The sequence below is a fragment of the Cupriavidus sp. NPDC089707 genome (assembly GCF_044748965.1).
GTDB lineage: Bacteria > Pseudomonadota > Gammaproteobacteria > Burkholderiales > Burkholderiaceae > Cupriavidus.
The window spans coordinates 31,371-46,885 of the sequence record NZ_JBIVHB010000028.1; the positions used below are offsets into that span (position 1 = coordinate 31,371).

Below are 15,515 nucleotides of genomic sequence, written 5' to 3' on the forward strand. Positions count from 1 at the left end.
AGCTGACATGACGCAAGCGATCGAATTCTCCGACCACGCCCCCGCACCGTTCCCGGTCTCGCAGGAATTCCACAACATCAAAGAAGCCGCGCACGAGCACCTGCTGACCCGTATCGAAGAGCTGGGCGCCGAGTTCGGACGCTGGTCGCGCACCGCGATCCAGCGCTTCGTCGACCTGGAGCTCGAGAGCTTTACCCGCTTGCGCCGCATCCCCATCAACGAAGCCGAGCTGCGCCAGATCGCCGAGGCGCTGACCAAGGAGCTGGCCGGCTTCGGACCGATCGAAGACCTGCTCAACGATCCCGCGGTCGAAGACATCCTCGTCAACGGGCACCTCGACGTCTACGTGTCGCGCCACGGCGTGCTCGAGCGCATCCCGGTGCGCTTTGCCGACGGCGGCCACCTGCTGCGCATCGTGCGCCGCATCCTGGCGCCGATCGGCCGGCGCCTGGACGAGTCCAACCCGATGGTCGACGCGCGCCTGCCCGACGGCGGCCGCATCAACGTGGTGATTCCGCCGCTGGCGCTGGAAGGCCCGGTGGTGTCGATCCGCAAGTTCCGCAAGGATCCGATGACGCCCGCCGACCTGGAGGCGCTGGGCACCATGAGCCCAGAGGTCACTGACCTGCTGCAGGCCGCGGTGCAGGCCCGCTGCAATATCCTGGTCAGCGGCGGCACCAGCTCGGGCAAGACCTCGCTGCTCAATGCGCTGGCCACCTTCGTGCCGGCCAGCGAGCGCGTCATCACCATCGAGGACACCGCCGAGCTGGCGCTGAACCACCCGCACGTGGTGCGGCTGGAAAGCCGGCCGGGCGGCTTCGAGGGCACCGGCGTGGTGTCGATCCGCGACCTGCTGCGCAACAGCCTGCGCATGCGCCCCGACCGCATCATCGTCGGCGAAGTGCGTGGCGGCGAGGTGCTGGAAATGCTGCAGGCAATGAGCACCGGCCACGACGGCTCGATGGGCACCATCCACGCCAGCAGCCCGCGCGAATGCCTGTACCGGCTGGAGATGCTGGCCGGGTTTGCCGGTTTCCAGGGCAGCGAGGCCAGCCTGCGCCGGCAGATCGCCAACGCCATCGACTTCATCGTGCAGATTGCGCGGCTCTCCAACGGCAAGCGCCGCATCGTCTCGATCACCGAGGTCACCGGGCTGGGCGACAACATCGTGTCGACGCAGGAGCTGTACCGGCACGAGCCGGCCATCAACGCGGACGGCACCGAGACCGACCGCTGGATCTCGCTCGGCATCCTGCCGCATTCGCCCAAGCTGGCGCGCATGCGCGGGCCGGGCTTCATGCTGGACGACCGTTTCGATGTCTAGCGCCACGCTGTTGCTCGCCGCGGTGGCGCTGGTCGTCACCGGCCTGGGGCTGCTGCTGCTGGCCAGCGCGCAGGTGCGCGCGCGCCGCGAGCAGTCGCAGGCCTTCCTGCGCGCGCAGACCGAGCAGGTGCGGCTTCGCTACGCCCAGGCGCGGGACCCTGCGCTGCAGGTGCCAGCGCGCGACCTGCGCCGCCACTGGGACGATTTCCTGCGCCGCGCAGACCTTGCGCCGACGCGCCGCACCGCCATCCTGTGGGGCGCGCCGGTGGCGCTGTTCACCGCTATCGGCGCGCTTGCCGGGCAATGGCTGGGCGCCGCGGCGGCGTGCATCGTCGCGCTGGCAATCGTGGCCTGCCTGCTGTGGAACCGCGTGCGCCGGCTGCACAAGAAGCTGCTGTCGCAGCTGCCCGGTTTTCTCGACGGCGTGGTGCGGCTGATGACCATCGGCAGCAGCGTGCCGGCGGCGTTCCAGAACTCCATCGCCAATACCGAGGCACCGCTGCGGCAATGCCTGGTGCAGGCGGTTCACCTGCAGCGCGCCGGCAAGGAACTGGACCAGGCGGTGCTGCAGGTGGGGCGCACGTACAAGGTCGACGAGCTGGTGCTGGTGGCGTCCGTGCTGCGCCTGTCGGTGCGCTACGGCGGCCGCGCCGACGTGGTGATGGAGCGTACCGCGGCCTTCATGCGCGACCGCGAAGCGGCCCAGCGCGAGCTGTTGGCGCTGTCGGCGGAGACCCGGCTGTCGGCATGGATCCTGGGGCTGCTGCCGCTGGTGGTGGCCGGCGGCCTGTTCATGCTCAATGCCGGCTACATCATGCTGATGTGGAAGGACCCGGCCGGCAAGACCATGCTGCTGACCGCGCTCGGACTGGAAGCCGCGGGCGCGCTGATGCTGTACCGGCTGGCCAAGTCGATCTGAGCGGCACATGCACGGAACCACGCACACATGGACCGCCTGACACTGATCTCGCTGAGCCTGTTCGCCGCCGCATGCGGCGTGGCCGTGCTGACGCTGCCGCTGTTGCGCGACTGGCGCCAGCGGCGCCTGGCGGCGCGCACCATCGATGCCGCGCTGGCGCGGCAGCGCGCTGCCGAAGCAGCGCAGGCGCAGGCCGCGCCGGCGGCAACGCAGCCGCAGGCAACCGCTGCCGCCGGCGTCCAGGCTGCCGCGCGTGCCAAGGTGCCGCCGGGCCGGCCCGGTGCGGCGGCCATTGGTGCGCAACTGGGCGCTCAACTGGGCGCGCAACTGAGCGCGCGCGTGGGTGAGAGCGTAGGTGGGCGCATCGACGCGCACTGGCTGGAATCGCGCCTGGGCCGCGCGGTGGTGACGCCCGAGGACCAGCAACTGCTGGAGCAATGCGGCTGGTACGGGCTGAACGCGCGCATGCTGTTCGGCGCGCTGCGCCTGGTGCTGCCGCTGGTGCTGTCGCTGGCCGCGATGCTGTGGCATGTTGGCGCCGGTGTCGCCGTCATGCTGGCGTGGGGCTTCGGTGTGTTCGCAGTGGCCTACCTCGCGCCCAAGACCTTGCTGCGCCGGCGTGCCGCGTCCCGGCTGCGCCTGGTCGACGACGAGCTGCCGGTGCTGATCGACATGCTGCGGCTGCTGCAGGGCGTGGGCCTGTCGATCGACCAGAGCCTGCAGGTGATCGTGGCGGAGTTCGGCAGCATGCTGCGCGTGCTCGGGCCGGAGCTGGCGCGCGCCAACCAGCAGTTTGCCTCGGGCCGCTCGCGCGAGCAGACGCTGCTGCGCATCAGCCGGCTGTTCGACAACGAAGACCTGAAAGGCCTGATCACGCTGCTGACGCAGGTGGACCGCCACGGCGGCGCGGTGCAGGAGCCGCTGCGCCAGTTCGGCCTGCGCCTGCAGGAGGCGCGCAAGGCGCGCATGAAGGACCTGATCGGCCGGCTCACGGTCAAGATGACCGCGGTGATGGTGGTGAGCCTGCTGCCGGTGCTGCTGATCATTACCGCGGGCCCGGGTTTCCTTGGGGTGATCCGCATGATCAAAAATATGGGAGCGATGCAATGATGCGCACAGCCGGCCCGTCGTTCGGCCGCATTTCCAGACTCATGGCAGCGACCGTGGCAGCGGCGGCGCTGGCGGGCTGCGCCACGCGCGACATCGGCGCCGCCATGATCCAGCAGCAGGCGGAGGCGCAGGTGGAGCTGGCCAAGATGCGCGACAAGACCGCCCGCGCCGAGTACAACGAGCAGGCGGTCTACCTGGGGCTGATCCGCAAGATGCAGCAGGACGGGTTGTACTTTGCCTCGCTGGCGCATATCGATGTCTATGTGCAGCGCTTCGGCAACGACAACGAGATCCGCGTGATGCGCGCCGATGCACTGCGCGAGACCGAGCAGGACAAGGCCGCCACCGAGGCCTACCAGCAGCTCGCCGCCACGTCGCGGGGCGTGCAGGCGGCGCATGCGCACCATGGGCTCGGACTGCTGGCCGGGCGCCAGGAAGATTTTGCGCGGGCGGTGACCGAGCTGCGCGCCGCGGCCGGGCTCGACCCGGTGAACCCGCGTATCGCCAGCGACCTGGGCTATGCGCTGATGCGCACCGGCGCCTTGCAGGACGCGCGCGTGCCGGTGATGCAGGCGCTGGAGCTGGATGCGCGCAACCCGCGCATGATCAGCAACGCCGCGGTATGGCTGATGGCCGACGGCAAGCGCGCGCAGGCCAACGCGATGATGCAGAAGGCCGCCATGCCCGAAGCGACCCGCAGCGCGGTCCGCAAGGAAGCCGACCGCGTGGTCCGTGCCGCGGCCGCACGCGAACGCGCGGCGGTGCGGCCCGCGCCGGCCGTACGCGCCGTACCCAATCCTTCGACGTCCGCCAACCCCGCCCTTCCCGCGAACCCCGCCACGCTCGCCCCCGTGGCCGTCGCGGCCCGGTCGCCGGCGGTAGCCGCCCCAGAGAGCGCCAGCCCATGACCGACATGATCCGCCTTGCTTTCCCCACGCCGGCAGTGCCGGCATTGTGCGCGGCGCTGTGCCTGCTGCTGGCGCCGGCCGCGCAGGCACAGCCCGCCACGCCGTCAGCCGAAGCTTCTGCCGGCAGCGTCGGCATGCTGGCGGAGCGGCCCGCTGCGCGCGAGATCGGCGCCGATACGCGCGCCATCCTGGCCGTGCAGCGCGAGGGCACGCAGGCCGGGCCGCTGCTGCCGATGCACGGCGAGCAGGCCGCGCTGGGCTACGAGCGCTACATGAACAGCTTCCGCTTCGCGCTGCCGGAGTTCTACACCGGGCAGGCCAACGCCAGCACCGCGCGTGCCGGATCGGCCGGACAAATGCTGAACGGCAAATGACCTGGCGCGCGCCGAAAATGCAGCGCAATCGCCGGACGCGGCTCGCGCGACCTGTCGCCGGCGGTGCCATCAGCGTGATGGCGGCGCTGCTGATCGCCACCGTGGCGATCGCCGCGCTGGTGTCGATCGACGTCGGCCATGTGTTCATGCGCCAGCGCCAGCTGCAGAACATGGTGGACGTCGCGGCGATGTCCGCGGCGCAGCAGCTCAAGCAGGCGGCCAGCGCCGACCAGCTGAACACGGCGGTGCGCGCCACGGTCAGCAATATCGGCGCACAGAATGGTTATCCGTCCGGCATCTCCCTGGGTTGCGCCGACTCCGCCGCGGGCAATGCCGACGGCATGACGGCATGCGTGGGCGTGTGGGATCCGGCCAGCGGCGGGCCGCGGCATTTCAGCGCGGCGTACGATGCCACCAAGGTGTCGCCCAACGCCGTGCGCGTGCAGGCCACGCAGACGGTGCCGATCCTGTTCGTCATCAACGGCGGCAGCGGCCGGCAGTTGCGCGCCGAAGCGATCGCCAGCGGCAGCCCGCCGGTGGCAGCGTTTTCGCTGGGAACCGGGCTGCTCGACGTCAGCACGGCCAACAGCATGCTGAGCTGGCTGCTGGGTAACACCGTGCAGCTATCCGCCGTGGACTGGCAGGGGCTGGTCAATACCACGGTGACGCTGGACCAGCTGCGCCTCCAGGCGGAGGCAGGCACCGTCGATGAGCTGCTGAAGACGTCGCTGAGCCTGCACGACTACTACGCGCTGGTGCTTGGTGCGGCGAATCGGGACGCGTTGCTGACGACCATGCTCGGCAGCCCGCCGACGACGCTGGGTGCGGCTGGCGCGGGCGTCGCAGTGTCGCTGGACAAGCTGCTGCAGCTAGGCGTGCTGGCGCCCGCCGCCTCGTCGGCGGCCGAGGTGGGGCTGAATGTGGCGCAACTGCTGATGCTTGGGGCGCAAGTGGCACGGGGCGATGCGGCGGTGACGTTGCCGCTCAACGTGCCGTTGCCGGCGGGGCTCGGAGGACTTAGTGCGAACCTGCGATTGATCCAGCCGCCTGTCATGGCGGTAGGGCCGGCGCGCAAGCTGAGCGATGCTCCGGCAACATGGCAGACTTCAGCAAAATCGGAGCAGGTCGAGGTGGCGCTGGCTGCGCGGGTGTCAAGCGGGCCAATAAGTACGTTGCTTGGCGTTCAACTGAATGTCCCGCTTCATATCGCCGTTGCGCAAGCGAAAGCCGACCTGACGAGCCTGCGATGCGCAGCGTCGCCCGCAGATCGGCGCGCGACGCTGCACGTTAGCTCCAGCGTGCTGACTGCATGCCTGACCGACCAATGCGCAGGTGGCAAGGTGAAGATCGGCACAGCCTCTGCGTTGCTGATTCCGCTGCTCGATCTCGTGGTTGTCGATGACCCGAAGCAGCGCAGCTCGGCTGGCCAGGACGTCACGCTGGCGCCTGGCGGCCATCAACAAGTCGGCACGGCCAATCCGCTCGGAGGCATCTTCTCCCAGGTCCTTGCCTTGCAGGTAAAGCCGGAATTGCTGGGCGTGCCGTTGCCATTGAACATCGACCTCAGCCCTTTGCTCGTACAGCTCGGCACCACCCTTGATGCGCTGGTCCCGCCGCTGCTCAGCAGCCTCGGCATCCAGCTGGGCACTTCCGACCTCTGGCTGCACAGCATCGACTGCAACAACTCCGAACTGGTGTACTGAGCCATGGCCGTGCCACACAACCGCCTGATGGCAGAGATGCAATGAAGACCGACCGCTGGGCCTACGAAAACCTCGAAGTCTACGTGTGGGAAGGCAAGTACGAGATTGCCGACCGCGTGACCCGCTTCCTTTCGCCGCTGGGCGTCGACGTGATCCGCGCCGGCGCGCTCGAGGCGCTGCCCGCCGAGCCGCGCACCAAGCCCTGCATCGCCGTGATCAGCGTCTCGGTGATCGGCGCGGCGCGCTTCACGCTTGACTGGGAGGCCGCGCACGGCATGCCGGTGATCTGGGTCGCGGCACCGGGCCGCGAGACCGATCCCGGCCGTTTCCCGGCCGAATACGCGCATATCCTCACTGACGACTTCACCGGCGCCGATCTGCGCAACCAGATCGGCAAGCTGCTGCCGCAGCTGCTGGCCGCCGATGCCGGCGGCGCGCGCGAGGCCGAGCTGGTAGCCGGTTCCACAGCGATGCGGCAGCTGCTGCAGCACGTGGAGACCTTTGCCGACTTCGGCAGCAACGTGATGCTGTACGGTGAGACCGGCGCCGGCAAAGAGCGCATCGCGCGCCTGTTCCATGAACGCAACCGCAGCTACGGCAAGGGCCCGTTCGTCGCGGTCAACTGCGGCGCAATCCCCGACGGGCTGTTCGAATCGCAGTTCTTCGGCCACGCCAAGGGCGCATTCACCGGCGCTGCCTTCGCCCACCGCGGCTTTTTCGAGCAGGCCAACGGCGGCACGCTGTTCCTCGATGAAATCGGCGACCTGCCGCTGTTCCAGCAGGTCAAGCTGCTGCGCGTGCTGGAAGAGAGCGCCATCACGCGGCTGGGCTCGACGCTGTCGGTCAAGCTCGACTTCCGCCTGGTTGCCGCCACCAACAAGGACCTGCGCGAAGCGGTGCGGCAAGGGCGCTTCCGCGCCGACCTGTATTTCCGCCTGGCCGTGATCGAGATGCGCATCCCCAGCCTCGAAGAGCGCGGGCCGGCCGACAAGGTAGCGCTGCTGCAATCGTTCCTGCGCCATATGCTGGGGCCGTCCGGTCTTGACGACCTGCCGCCGATGCCCGACTGGCTCCGGGGCGCGGTCGGCACCGCCTACTTCACCGGCAACGTACGCGAACTGCGCAACCTGGCCGAGCGCGTCGGCATTACCGTGCAACAGGCCGGCAGCTGGGACGAGGAGCGCATCCGGCCGCTGTTCCGCGCGCTGCATCCGGGCGCGTTCGACGCCGGCGAGCGCAACGACCTGCGCGCCGATACGGAAGAACGCCGCCGCATCCTGGCCGCGCTCGATGCCAATGGCTGGCGGCGGCAGGATACGGCGGCGAGCCTGGGCATCAGCCGCAAGGTGCTGTGGGAAAAGATGCGCAAGTACCAGATCGCCGACAGCGAGGCCGAGCCGGTCTGATGCTGGCGCATGACTGCCGGCTCAGGGCAGGCGGATCTCCTTCTATGATGCGCCGGCACGGCTGAACCGTCGCTGAACGGCCGCGCAGGCCCCGCAACGATTTATCATTACGGGCTGCGCGCGCCGCATCCACCTTTCCACCGGATCCCAGATTGCGTTTCCTGCACACCGCCGACTGGCATCTCGGCCGGCTCTTCCATGCCCGCAGCCTGCTGGAAGACCAGGCCCATATCCTCGGCCAGTTCGTTGAACTGGTCAAAGCCGAACGACCCGACGCCGTGCTGATCGCCGGCGACGTCTATGACCGCGCCGTGCCCCCGCCCGAGGCCGTGGCGCTGCTTGACGACGTACTGGGCCGCATCGTCGTCGATGCCGGCGTGCCCGTGGTGATGATCGCCGGCAACCATGACAGCGCGCAGCGGCTGGAATTCGGCGCGCGCCTGATGCGCGCGCAGGGCCTGCACGTGGCCGGCCGCACGTTGGCCGATGCTGCCAGCGTGACGCTGCACGATGCGCACGGCGAAGTGCGCCTCTACGCGCTGCCCTATGCCGAGCCCGCGGTGGTGCGCGACGCCATGGGCGCCGAGCTGCCCTCGCATGAAGCCGCGCTGCGCGCGCAACTCGATGCGATCCGCGCGGTCCATCCGCCGGGCGTGCGCGCCGTGGTGGTGGGCCATGCCTTCGTGGTCGGCGGCGCGGCCAGCGAGTCGGAGCGGCCGCTGTCGGTCGGCGGCAGCGGCGCCGTGGCGGCCGACCTGTTCGCCGGTTTCGACCTGGTGGCGCTGGGCCACCTGCACCGGCCGCAGACGCTGGGCGGCGGGCGCATCCACTACGCCGGCTCGTTGCTCAAGTACTCCTTGTCCGAATGCGCGCACGACAAGTCGGTGTCGCGCATCGAGCTGGATGCCGACGGCGCCGTGTCGATCACGCCGGTGCCGCTGCAGCCGCTGCGCGACGTGCGCGTGGTGGAAGGCGAACTGGCCGCGCTGCTTGCCGCCGGCGCCGATGACCCGCAGCGCGACGACTATATCCACGCGCGCCTGACCGATGCCGGCGCGCTGCTCGACCCGATGGCCAAGCTGCGCCAGGTCTACCCCAACGCGCTGTCGATCGAGCGCACGGTGCTGGCGCGCAGCGGCACGGCCTCGGAAGCGGGCCGCCAGCTGCGCCAGCTTGGCCCCGGGGAGCTGTTTGCCAGCTTTTTCCGCGAGGTGGCCGATGCCGAGCTGGAGCCGGGCCATCGCGAAGTGCTGGACCAGGTGCTGGCCGGCATGGCGGCGGCGGAGCGGGAGTCGGCATGAGACCGCTGCACCTGACCCTGCAGGCCTTCGGGCCGTTTGCCGCGACCGAGCAGGTCGATTTCACGCGGCTGGGCGACCAGGCATTCTTCCTGATCCACGGCCCCACCGGCGCCGGCAAGACCACGCTGCTCGATGCGATCTGCTTCGCCTTGTATGGCGATACCTCCGGCGGCGAGCGCAGTGCGCAGGCCATGCGCAGCGCCAACGCCGCGCCGGGGCTGCGCACCGAGGTCACGCTGGAATTCAGCCTGGGCGCGCAGCGCTGGCGCGTGGTGCGCTCGCCCGTGCAGGAGCGGCCCAAGCAGCGCGGCGAGGGCTGGCTGACGGAGCCGGCCAAGGCGCAGCTGGACCAGCATGACGGCAATGGCTGGGTCAGCAAGGCTGGCCAGCCAGGCAAGGTCAGCGATGCCATCCGCGAGCTGCTCGGCTTCGACAGCGCGCAGTTCCGCCAGGTCATCGTGCTGCCGCAAGGGCGCTTCCGCGAACTGCTGACCGCCAGTTCGCAGGCGCGGCAGGCGATCCTGGAGCGGTTGTTCCGCACCGAACTCTATCGCCGCGTGGAAGAACTGCTGAAGACGCAGGCGGCCGGCATCCGCCGCGATGCCGAGCGCATCGGCATCCAGCGCGACGAAGCGCTGCGGCAGGCCGGCATGGAGAGCGCGCAGGCGCTCGTCGACGGCATCGCCGCGCTGCAGGCGGAAATGCATGCGCTGCAGGGGCGGGAGCAGGGCACACGCCAGGCGCTGGTCGCGGCGCAGGCGGCGCTGGGCGCGGGCGAACAGGTGGCGGCGCGGCTGTACGAGCGCCAGCAGGCCGAAGGCGCGCACGCGGCGCTGCTGGCACAGCAACCCGCGATGGAAGCCGAACGGTTGCGGCTGCAGGCTGCGCAGCGCGCGGCGCGCGTCAACCCCGCGCTGCAGCAGTGGCAGCTCGCGCAGCGGGACCGTGCGGCAGCCGGGGCAGCGCTTGAGCAAGCCGATGCGGCCGCAGCGCGTACCGCGCAGCAAGCCGTGCAAGCCGCTGCCGCGTTGCAAGCCGAGACGGCCCGGGCCGGGTTGCGCTCGGCCGCACAGCGGCGCTGCACGGAACTGGATGCCATGCTGCCGCGCGCCCGCCAGCTCGGCACGCTGAGCGAGGCTTTCCAGTCGGCACAGAAAAAGCAGGCCGCCACCACCGAGGCGCGCGAGCGTGCCGCCGCCAGGCTGGCCGCGAGCCATGCCGATGCCGCGGCGGCAGAGACCGCGCTCGGGCAGGCGCAGCTTGCTGCCGCGCAGCTGCAAGGCACGCAATTGCAGCTCGCAGCGCTGCAGGACAAGTCGCGGCAATTCAGCCGCCATGCCCAGGCAGTGCAGGCGCTTGCCAACGCTGTCGCACAAGCCGCAGACGTGGAAGCGGCGCAGCAACTGGCCGACCGCCTGCGCGAGCGCCGCCGTGCCGCGCTGGCCGATGCCGAAGCCACGTGGCGTGCCGGCCAGGCGGCGCGGCTGGCGACGTTGCTCGCCACCGGCGAGGCGTGTCCAGTATGTGGCAGCAGTGCGCATCCCAGCCCGGCGCAGCATGTCGATACGCCGCTGTCCGACGAGGCGCTGGAACAGGCGCGCGGCGCCATGCTCGAGGCCGAATCGCAGGCGGTGCGTTGCGCCGGCCAGGTACAGGCCGCGCAGGCCGCGACTACGCAGGCGCGTGAGCGTGCCGACGAACTCGCGCAGGCCCTGGGCGACATCTCGGACGAAGCCGCGCACCAGCTGAAGACAGACATGGCAACGCTGGCAGCCGCGCTGGCGGCAGGCCAGCAGGCAGCGGCCAGCGTCGGCCAGTGCGAGGCCGCCATTACCGCCAGCCGCGCCGCGCGCGAGGCGGCGGAACTCGCCACCCGCGAGGCCTCCGCTGCGGCGGAGGCGGCTTCGCAGGCGCTGGCGCAGTGCCAGGTCGCATGGCAGGTGGCCTGCGCGCAAGTCCCCGAGGATTCGCGCGATCCGGCGGTGCTGGCCGAAGCCCTGCGCCAGGCGCAGGCCGATGCCGCCGTGCTGGAGCGCGCGCTCGCTACCGCGCAGGCGGCGGAACGGCAAGCCGCCACGGATGCCGCCGCCGCGCAGGCCGCGCTCGGCTCGGCCCGGCAGGCACAGGCGCAAGCCGCCGCGCGCCTTGCCGAGTCGGACGGCGCGCTGGCGCAAGCGTTGGCCCGGGAGGGTCTTGCCGATGCCGAGGCGCACGCCGCGGCCCGCCTGCCCGATGCCGACATGGCGCGCATCGACCAGGCGCTGCGTGCGTTTGATACGGAACTGGTCGCCGCCGCCCGGCTGCGCGAACGCGCTGAAGCCGCGGCGCAAGGACTCGGAGCGCCGGACCTGGACGGCTTGCGTGCCGCCCTGCAGACCGCAGCCGACGCTGTGGAATCCTTGGTCCGGCAGCAGTCGGATCGCGGCCGCTCGCGCGACCTGCTGCAGCAATGCCAGCTGCGCTTGCAGCAACTCGATGCGCAGGGCCGCGATATCGAAGCCCGCTATGCGGTGCTCGGCCGGCTGGCCGAGGTTGCCAACGGCAACAACCCGCGCCGCATGACGTTCCAGCGCTTCGTGCTGGCAACGCTGCTCGACGAGGTGCTGGAAGCCGCGTCGGCGCGGCTGCTGGCGATGAGCCGGGGCCGCTACGTGCTGCAGCGCGTGCGCGAGCAGGCAGACCAGCGCAGTGCCGGCGGGCTGGATATCGAAGTGTTCGACTATGACACTGGTGCGCCGCGCCCGGCCAATACGCTGTCAGGCGGCGAAGGCTTCCTCGCGTCGCTGTCGCTCGCGCTCGGCCTGGCCGACGTGGTGCAGTCGCGCGCGGGCGGGATCCAGCTCGATACGCTGTTCGTCGACGAAGGGTTCGGCACGCTGGATCCGGAAAGCCTGGACTTTGCCATCCGTACGCTGCTCGATCTGCAGCAAGCCGGCCGATTGGTGGGGATCATTTCGCACGTGGCCGAGTTGCGCGAGCGCATTGATGTGCGCCTGGAAGTGCGGCCGGGTGTTGGCGGCAGCCGCGCCACGCTGAGCGGCGTGGCGGCCGCGAACTGAGAGTAACTGTGAGTATTGGCCGGCCGGGTCGGCCGGCATGCCGGTCAGCCGACGAACACCTGCCGGCAGCGGATCGCCATGACCTGCGCTTCGAACGCGCGCGCGGCGGCCTGCGCCAGCCGCGCGCGGCGCGACAGCGTGGGCGCGCGCTGTCCGGTGGCGCCTCGAACTGTTGCGGAGGCGATTTTTTCGTTGTTTTCCTGGCCCAATCCCCACGCCTGCTGCGTAACCTGCAGGATGCGCGCAAGGGCTGCGGCATGTTGCGTGGATGCATTCGTGACGTTGGCGGTGCCCATGGTCGGACTCCTCTTTCTTGTCTGTTGCCGGTCGGCGCGCCTGAGCCGGTGGTCCGGGGGCTGCTGTGCGGGCGCTGCCTTCTTCTGATTCGAGGATAGCCGCCGCGACCCCGGCGCAACATCGACAGCGAACCGATTCCCCTGTCGGTCCTGTCCTACACGGGACGCCGCCGTCACCCCGCGCGGTGATCGCCCATCGTCTGCACCCCTTGGCGGCCAACAGATTGACCGTCGCACGCGTGCAGGTGTAATCTGTTCATTCTGCGAATTCAAGTTCGAATGGCGAACAACGCCGACTCAACCGCCGGCCCGCATTCGGATCGCGGCTGTGCCAGACCGCACAGCTCCAACAACACCACGCAGACTGCTGGACCGTTCAACGGGCGGTACTGGCGGCGCCAACGCCGCCGGCCGCAAACGAACATCCTTCCGGCGGGCCATCTGGAGACCGTCTTTCATGCGCCGCGCCTTGCGGCCCGCTCCGGTAGCCTGCGGATCTTCCGACCTGGAACGCAAGTGATCAACAAGCTATACGACACGGTGGAAGCGGCGGTGGCCGGCATCCACGACGGCGCCACCATCCTCATTGGCGGCTTCGGCCTGGCAGGCATGCCCGCGGAACTGATCGACGCGCTGATCGAGCAAGGCGCACGCGACCTGACCATCGTCAACAACAACGCCGGCAACGGCGACACCGGCCTGGCCGCGCTGCTGAAGACCAAGCGCGTGCGCAAGATCATCTGCTCGTTCCCGCGCCAGTCGGATTCCTACGTGTTCGACTCGCTGTACCACGCCGGCGAGATCGAACTGGAACTGGTGCCGCAGGGCAACCTGGCCGAGCGCATCCGCGCCGCCGGCGCCGGCATTGGCGGCTTCTTCACCCGCACCGCCTACGGCACGCCGCTGGCAGAGGGCAAGGAAACCCGCATCATCGACGGCCAGGGTTATGTGTTCGAATCGCCGATCCAGGCCGACTTTGCGCTGATCAAGGCCGAGACCGCCGACCGCTGGGGCAACCTTACCTACCGCAAGACCGCGCGCAATTTCGGCCCGATCATGGCCATGGCCGCCAAGTGCGCCATCGTGCAGGTCAGCAAGGTGGTGGAGCTGGGCGAGATGAATCCCGAACACATCGTGACGCCGGGCCTCTTCGTCAAGCGCGTCGTCAAGGTCGCCTGAGCGCGGCAACAGGAGAAACAGCATGCAACGCCTGACCCGCGATCAGATGGCCGCCCGCGTGGCTAAAGACATTCCCGAGGGTGCCGTGGTCAACCTCGGCATCGGCCTGCCGACGCTAGTCGGCAACCACCTGCCCGCAGACAAGGAAATCCTGCTGCACAGCGAGAACGGCCTGCTCGGCATGGGCCCCGCGCCCGCTGCCGGCGAGGAAGACGGCGACCTGATCAACGCCGGCAAGCAGCCGGTGACGATCAAGCCGGGCGGCTCGTACTTCCACCACGCCGATTCGTTCGCGATGATGCGCGGTGGCCACCTCGACTTCTGCGTCCTGGGCGCGTTCCAGGTGTCGGAGAAGGGCGACCTGGCCAACTGGCATACCGGCGCACCCGGCGCTATCCCCGCCGTGGGCGGCGCGATGGACCTCGCGATCGGCGCCAAGCAGGTGTTCGTGATGATGGAGCACCAGACCAAGCAAGGGGAAAGCAAGGTCGTGCCGCAGTGCACTTATCCGCTGACCGGCATTGGTTGCGTGACGCGCATCTACACTGACCTTGCCACGCTCGACGTGACCCCCGACGGCCTGGTCGCGCGCGACCTGGTGGACGGGCTGAGTTTTGAAGAACTGCAGCGCCTGACCGGCGTGCCCCTGAAACAGGCCTGAGCGCCGGCATCGATATCCCATCGATATCCATCACAAAGAGAGAGACACACCATGACCGAAGCCTTTATCTGCGATGCCATCCGCACGCCCATCGGCCGCTACGGCGGCAGCCTGTCGGCGGTGCGCCCGGACGACCTTGGCGCGGTGCCGCTGAAGGCACTGATGGCCCGCAATCCCAATGTGGACTGGAAAGCCATTGACGACGTGATCTATGGCAACGCCAATCAGGCCGGCGAAGACAACCGCAACGTGGCGCGCATGTCGTCGCTGCTGGCCGGCCTGCCGCAAGACGTGCCGGGTGCCACCATCAACCGCCTGTGCGGCTCCGGCATGGATGCCACCGGCACCGCGGCGCGCGCGATCAAGGCGGGCGAAGCGCAACTGATGATCGCCGGCGGCGTGGAGAGCATGAGCCGCGCCCCGTTCGTGATGGGCAAGGCCACCAGCGCGTTCTCGCGCGATGCGCAGATCTTCGACACCACCATCGGCTGGCGCTTCATCAACCCGGCCATGCGCGCGGCGTATGGCGTGGACTCGATGCCCGAGACCGCCGAGAACGTTGCCACCGACTACAAGATCAGCCGCGAAGACCAGGACCTGATGGCGCTGCGCAGCCAGGAGAAGGCTTCCCGCGCGCAAGCCGACGGTACGCTGGCGCAAGAGATCACCGCGGTCACCATCGCCCAGAAGAAGGGCGACCCGATCGTGGTCGAGCGCGACGAGCACCCGCGCGCCACCAGCATGGAAGCGCTGGCCAAGCTGCGCGGCGTGGTCCGTCCTGACGGCACCGTCACCGCCGGCAACGCCTCGGGCGTGAACGACGGCGCCTGCGCGCTGCTGCTGGCGAGCGAAGCTGGCATCAAGCAACACGGCCTGACCCCGCGTGCGCGCATCGTCGGCATGGCCACCGCCGGCGTGGCACCGCGCGTGATGGGCATCGGCCCGGCACCGGCGACGCAGAAGCTGCTCAAGCAGCTGGGCATGACGCTGGACCAGATCGACGTGATCGAGCTGAACGAAGCGTTTGCCGCGCAAGGCCTGGCCGTGCTGCGCGAACTGGGCGTGGCAGACGACGACAAGCGCGTCAACCCGAACGGCGGCGCGATCGCGCTGGGCCATCCGCTCGGCATGAGCGGCGCCCGCCTGGTCACCACCGCGATGTACCAGCTGCACCGCACCGGTGGCCGCTTCGCGCTGTGCACGATGTGCATTGGCGTGGGCCAGGGTATCGCCATGGTGATCGAGCGCGTTTAAGCGTGCCGAGTGTTGGCTCCC

Annotated in this window: 13 protein-coding genes; 12 read left to right on the plus strand and 1 reads right to left on the minus strand. The window is 69.6% G+C overall.

Features of this window, described 5'->3' with window-relative positions:
• The first annotated feature begins 7 nt into the window (after positions 1 to 7).
• The 9 genes from ACIP1U_RS28705 to ACIP1U_RS28745 all read left to right on the plus strand — a co-directional run bounded on the left by ACIP1U_RS28705 (position 8) and on the right by ACIP1U_RS28745 (position 12,104).
• Positions 8 to 1,324 (plus strand): CpaF family protein, encoded by a 1,317-nt coding sequence (locus tag ACIP1U_RS28705; protein WP_400322363.1) that lies wholly within the window; start codon positions 8 to 10, stop codon positions 1,322 to 1,324.
• Entirely contained in the window at positions 1,317 to 2,243 is a 927-nt protein-coding gene (locus ACIP1U_RS28710; protein WP_400322365.1) for a type II secretion system F family protein, read from the plus strand. The genes ACIP1U_RS28705 and ACIP1U_RS28710 overlap by 8 nt, the downstream gene beginning before the upstream one ends.
• Before the next feature lie 27 nt (positions 2,244 to 2,270).
• Complete coding sequence (locus ACIP1U_RS28715) at positions 2,271 to 3,353, plus strand: type II secretion system F family protein (protein WP_400322367.1); 1,083 nt, start codon at positions 2,271 to 2,273, stop codon at positions 3,351 to 3,353.
• Positions 3,350 to 4,261 carry a tetratricopeptide repeat protein gene (locus ACIP1U_RS28720; protein ID WP_400322369.1) on the plus strand — a complete coding sequence of 304 codons (912 nt, stop codon included), beginning with the start codon at positions 3,350 to 3,352 and terminating at the stop codon, positions 4,259 to 4,261. Before ACIP1U_RS28715 ends, ACIP1U_RS28720 begins: the two co-directional genes overlap by 4 nt.
• Positions 4,258 to 4,635 carry a DUF3613 domain-containing protein gene (locus tag ACIP1U_RS28725; RefSeq protein WP_400322371.1) on the plus strand — a complete coding sequence of 126 codons (378 nt, stop codon included), beginning with the start codon at positions 4,258 to 4,260 and terminating at the stop codon, positions 4,633 to 4,635. Before ACIP1U_RS28720 ends, ACIP1U_RS28725 begins: the two co-directional genes overlap by 4 nt.
• Before the next feature lie 17 nt (positions 4,636 to 4,652).
• Positions 4,653 to 6,338: a TadG family pilus assembly protein gene (locus ACIP1U_RS28730; RefSeq protein ID WP_400322373.1), complete on the plus strand. Its 1,686-nt coding sequence runs from the start codon at positions 4,653 to 4,655 to the stop codon at positions 6,336 to 6,338.
• 41 nt (positions 6,339 to 6,379) lie between these two features.
• Complete coding sequence (locus ACIP1U_RS28735) at positions 6,380 to 7,744, plus strand: sigma 54-interacting transcriptional regulator (protein ID WP_400322375.1); 1,365 nt, start codon at positions 6,380 to 6,382, stop codon at positions 7,742 to 7,744.
• Between the two features lie 152 nt (positions 7,745 to 7,896).
• Positions 7,897 to 9,045: an exonuclease SbcCD subunit D gene (locus tag ACIP1U_RS28740; RefSeq protein ID WP_400322377.1), complete on the plus strand. Its 1,149-nt coding sequence runs from the start codon at positions 7,897 to 7,899 to the stop codon at positions 9,043 to 9,045.
• Positions 9,042 to 12,104 (plus strand): AAA family ATPase, encoded by a 3,063-nt coding sequence (locus ACIP1U_RS28745; protein ID WP_400322379.1) that lies wholly within the window; start codon positions 9,042 to 9,044, stop codon positions 12,102 to 12,104. The genes ACIP1U_RS28740 and ACIP1U_RS28745 overlap by 4 nt, the downstream gene beginning before the upstream one ends.
• Positions 12,105 to 12,148: 44 nt before the next feature.
• Here ACIP1U_RS28745 and ACIP1U_RS28750 read toward each other — a convergent pair whose 3' ends face one another.
• Positions 12,149 to 12,400, minus strand: coding sequence for a hypothetical protein (locus ACIP1U_RS28750; protein ID WP_400322381.1), 252 nt, complete (start codon positions 12,398 to 12,400; stop codon positions 12,149 to 12,151).
• Positions 12,401 to 12,916: 516 nt separating this feature from the next.
• On the opposite strand from ACIP1U_RS28750, the gene ACIP1U_RS28755 reads away from it, so the two are divergent.
• Genes ACIP1U_RS28755 through pcaF form a run of 3 tightly spaced genes read left to right on the plus strand, consistent with a single transcriptional unit; the run spans position 12,917 to position 15,494 of the window.
• Positions 12,917 to 13,579, plus strand: a complete 663-nt coding sequence (locus tag ACIP1U_RS28755; protein WP_400322383.1) for a 3-oxoacid CoA-transferase subunit A — start codon at positions 12,917 to 12,919, stop codon at positions 13,577 to 13,579.
• A 22-nt stretch (positions 13,580 to 13,601) separates the two neighbouring features.
• The gene (locus tag ACIP1U_RS28760; protein ID WP_400322385.1) at positions 13,602 to 14,240 is read left to right on the plus strand and encodes a 3-oxoacid CoA-transferase subunit B; all 639 of its coding nucleotides are present in this window, start codon (positions 13,602 to 13,604) and stop codon (positions 14,238 to 14,240) included.
• A 51-nt stretch (positions 14,241 to 14,291) separates the two neighbouring features.
• Positions 14,292 to 15,494, plus strand: coding sequence for a 3-oxoadipyl-CoA thiolase (gene pcaF / locus ACIP1U_RS28765; RefSeq protein ID WP_133097935.1), 1,203 nt, complete (start codon positions 14,292 to 14,294; stop codon positions 15,492 to 15,494).
• Positions 15,495 to 15,515: the final 21 nt, after the last annotated feature.

Excerpts from the sequence above, each read along its gene's own strand:
- ACIP1U_RS28705 (WP_400322363.1), top strand. The coding sequence starts at position 8 with ATGACGCAAGCGATCGAATTCTCCGACCACGCCCCCGCACCGTTCCCG.
- ACIP1U_RS28710 (WP_400322365.1), top strand. The coding sequence starts at position 1,317 with ATGTCTAGCGCCACGCTGTTGCTCGCCGCGGTGGCGCTGGTCGTCACC.
- ACIP1U_RS28715 (WP_400322367.1), top strand. The coding sequence starts at position 2,271 with ATGGACCGCCTGACACTGATCTCGCTGAGCCTGTTCGCCGCCGCATGC.
- ACIP1U_RS28720 (WP_400322369.1), top strand. The coding sequence starts at position 3,350 with ATGATGCGCACAGCCGGCCCGTCGTTCGGCCGCATTTCCAGACTCATG.
- ACIP1U_RS28725 (WP_400322371.1), top strand. The coding sequence starts at position 4,258 with ATGACCGACATGATCCGCCTTGCTTTCCCCACGCCGGCAGTGCCGGCA.
- ACIP1U_RS28730 (WP_400322373.1), top strand. The coding sequence starts at position 4,653 with ATGCAGCGCAATCGCCGGACGCGGCTCGCGCGACCTGTCGCCGGCGGT.
- ACIP1U_RS28735 (WP_400322375.1), top strand. The coding sequence starts at position 6,380 with ATGAAGACCGACCGCTGGGCCTACGAAAACCTCGAAGTCTACGTGTGG.
- ACIP1U_RS28745 (WP_400322379.1), top strand. The coding sequence starts at position 9,042 with ATGAGACCGCTGCACCTGACCCTGCAGGCCTTCGGGCCGTTTGCCGCG.
- ACIP1U_RS28750 (WP_400322381.1), bottom strand. The coding sequence starts at position 12,400 with ATGGGCACCGCCAACGTCACGAATGCATCCACGCAACATGCCGCAGCC.
- ACIP1U_RS28760 (WP_400322385.1), top strand. The coding sequence starts at position 13,602 with ATGCAACGCCTGACCCGCGATCAGATGGCCGCCCGCGTGGCTAAAGAC.
- pcaF (WP_133097935.1), top strand. The coding sequence starts at position 14,292 with ATGACCGAAGCCTTTATCTGCGATGCCATCCGCACGCCCATCGGCCGC.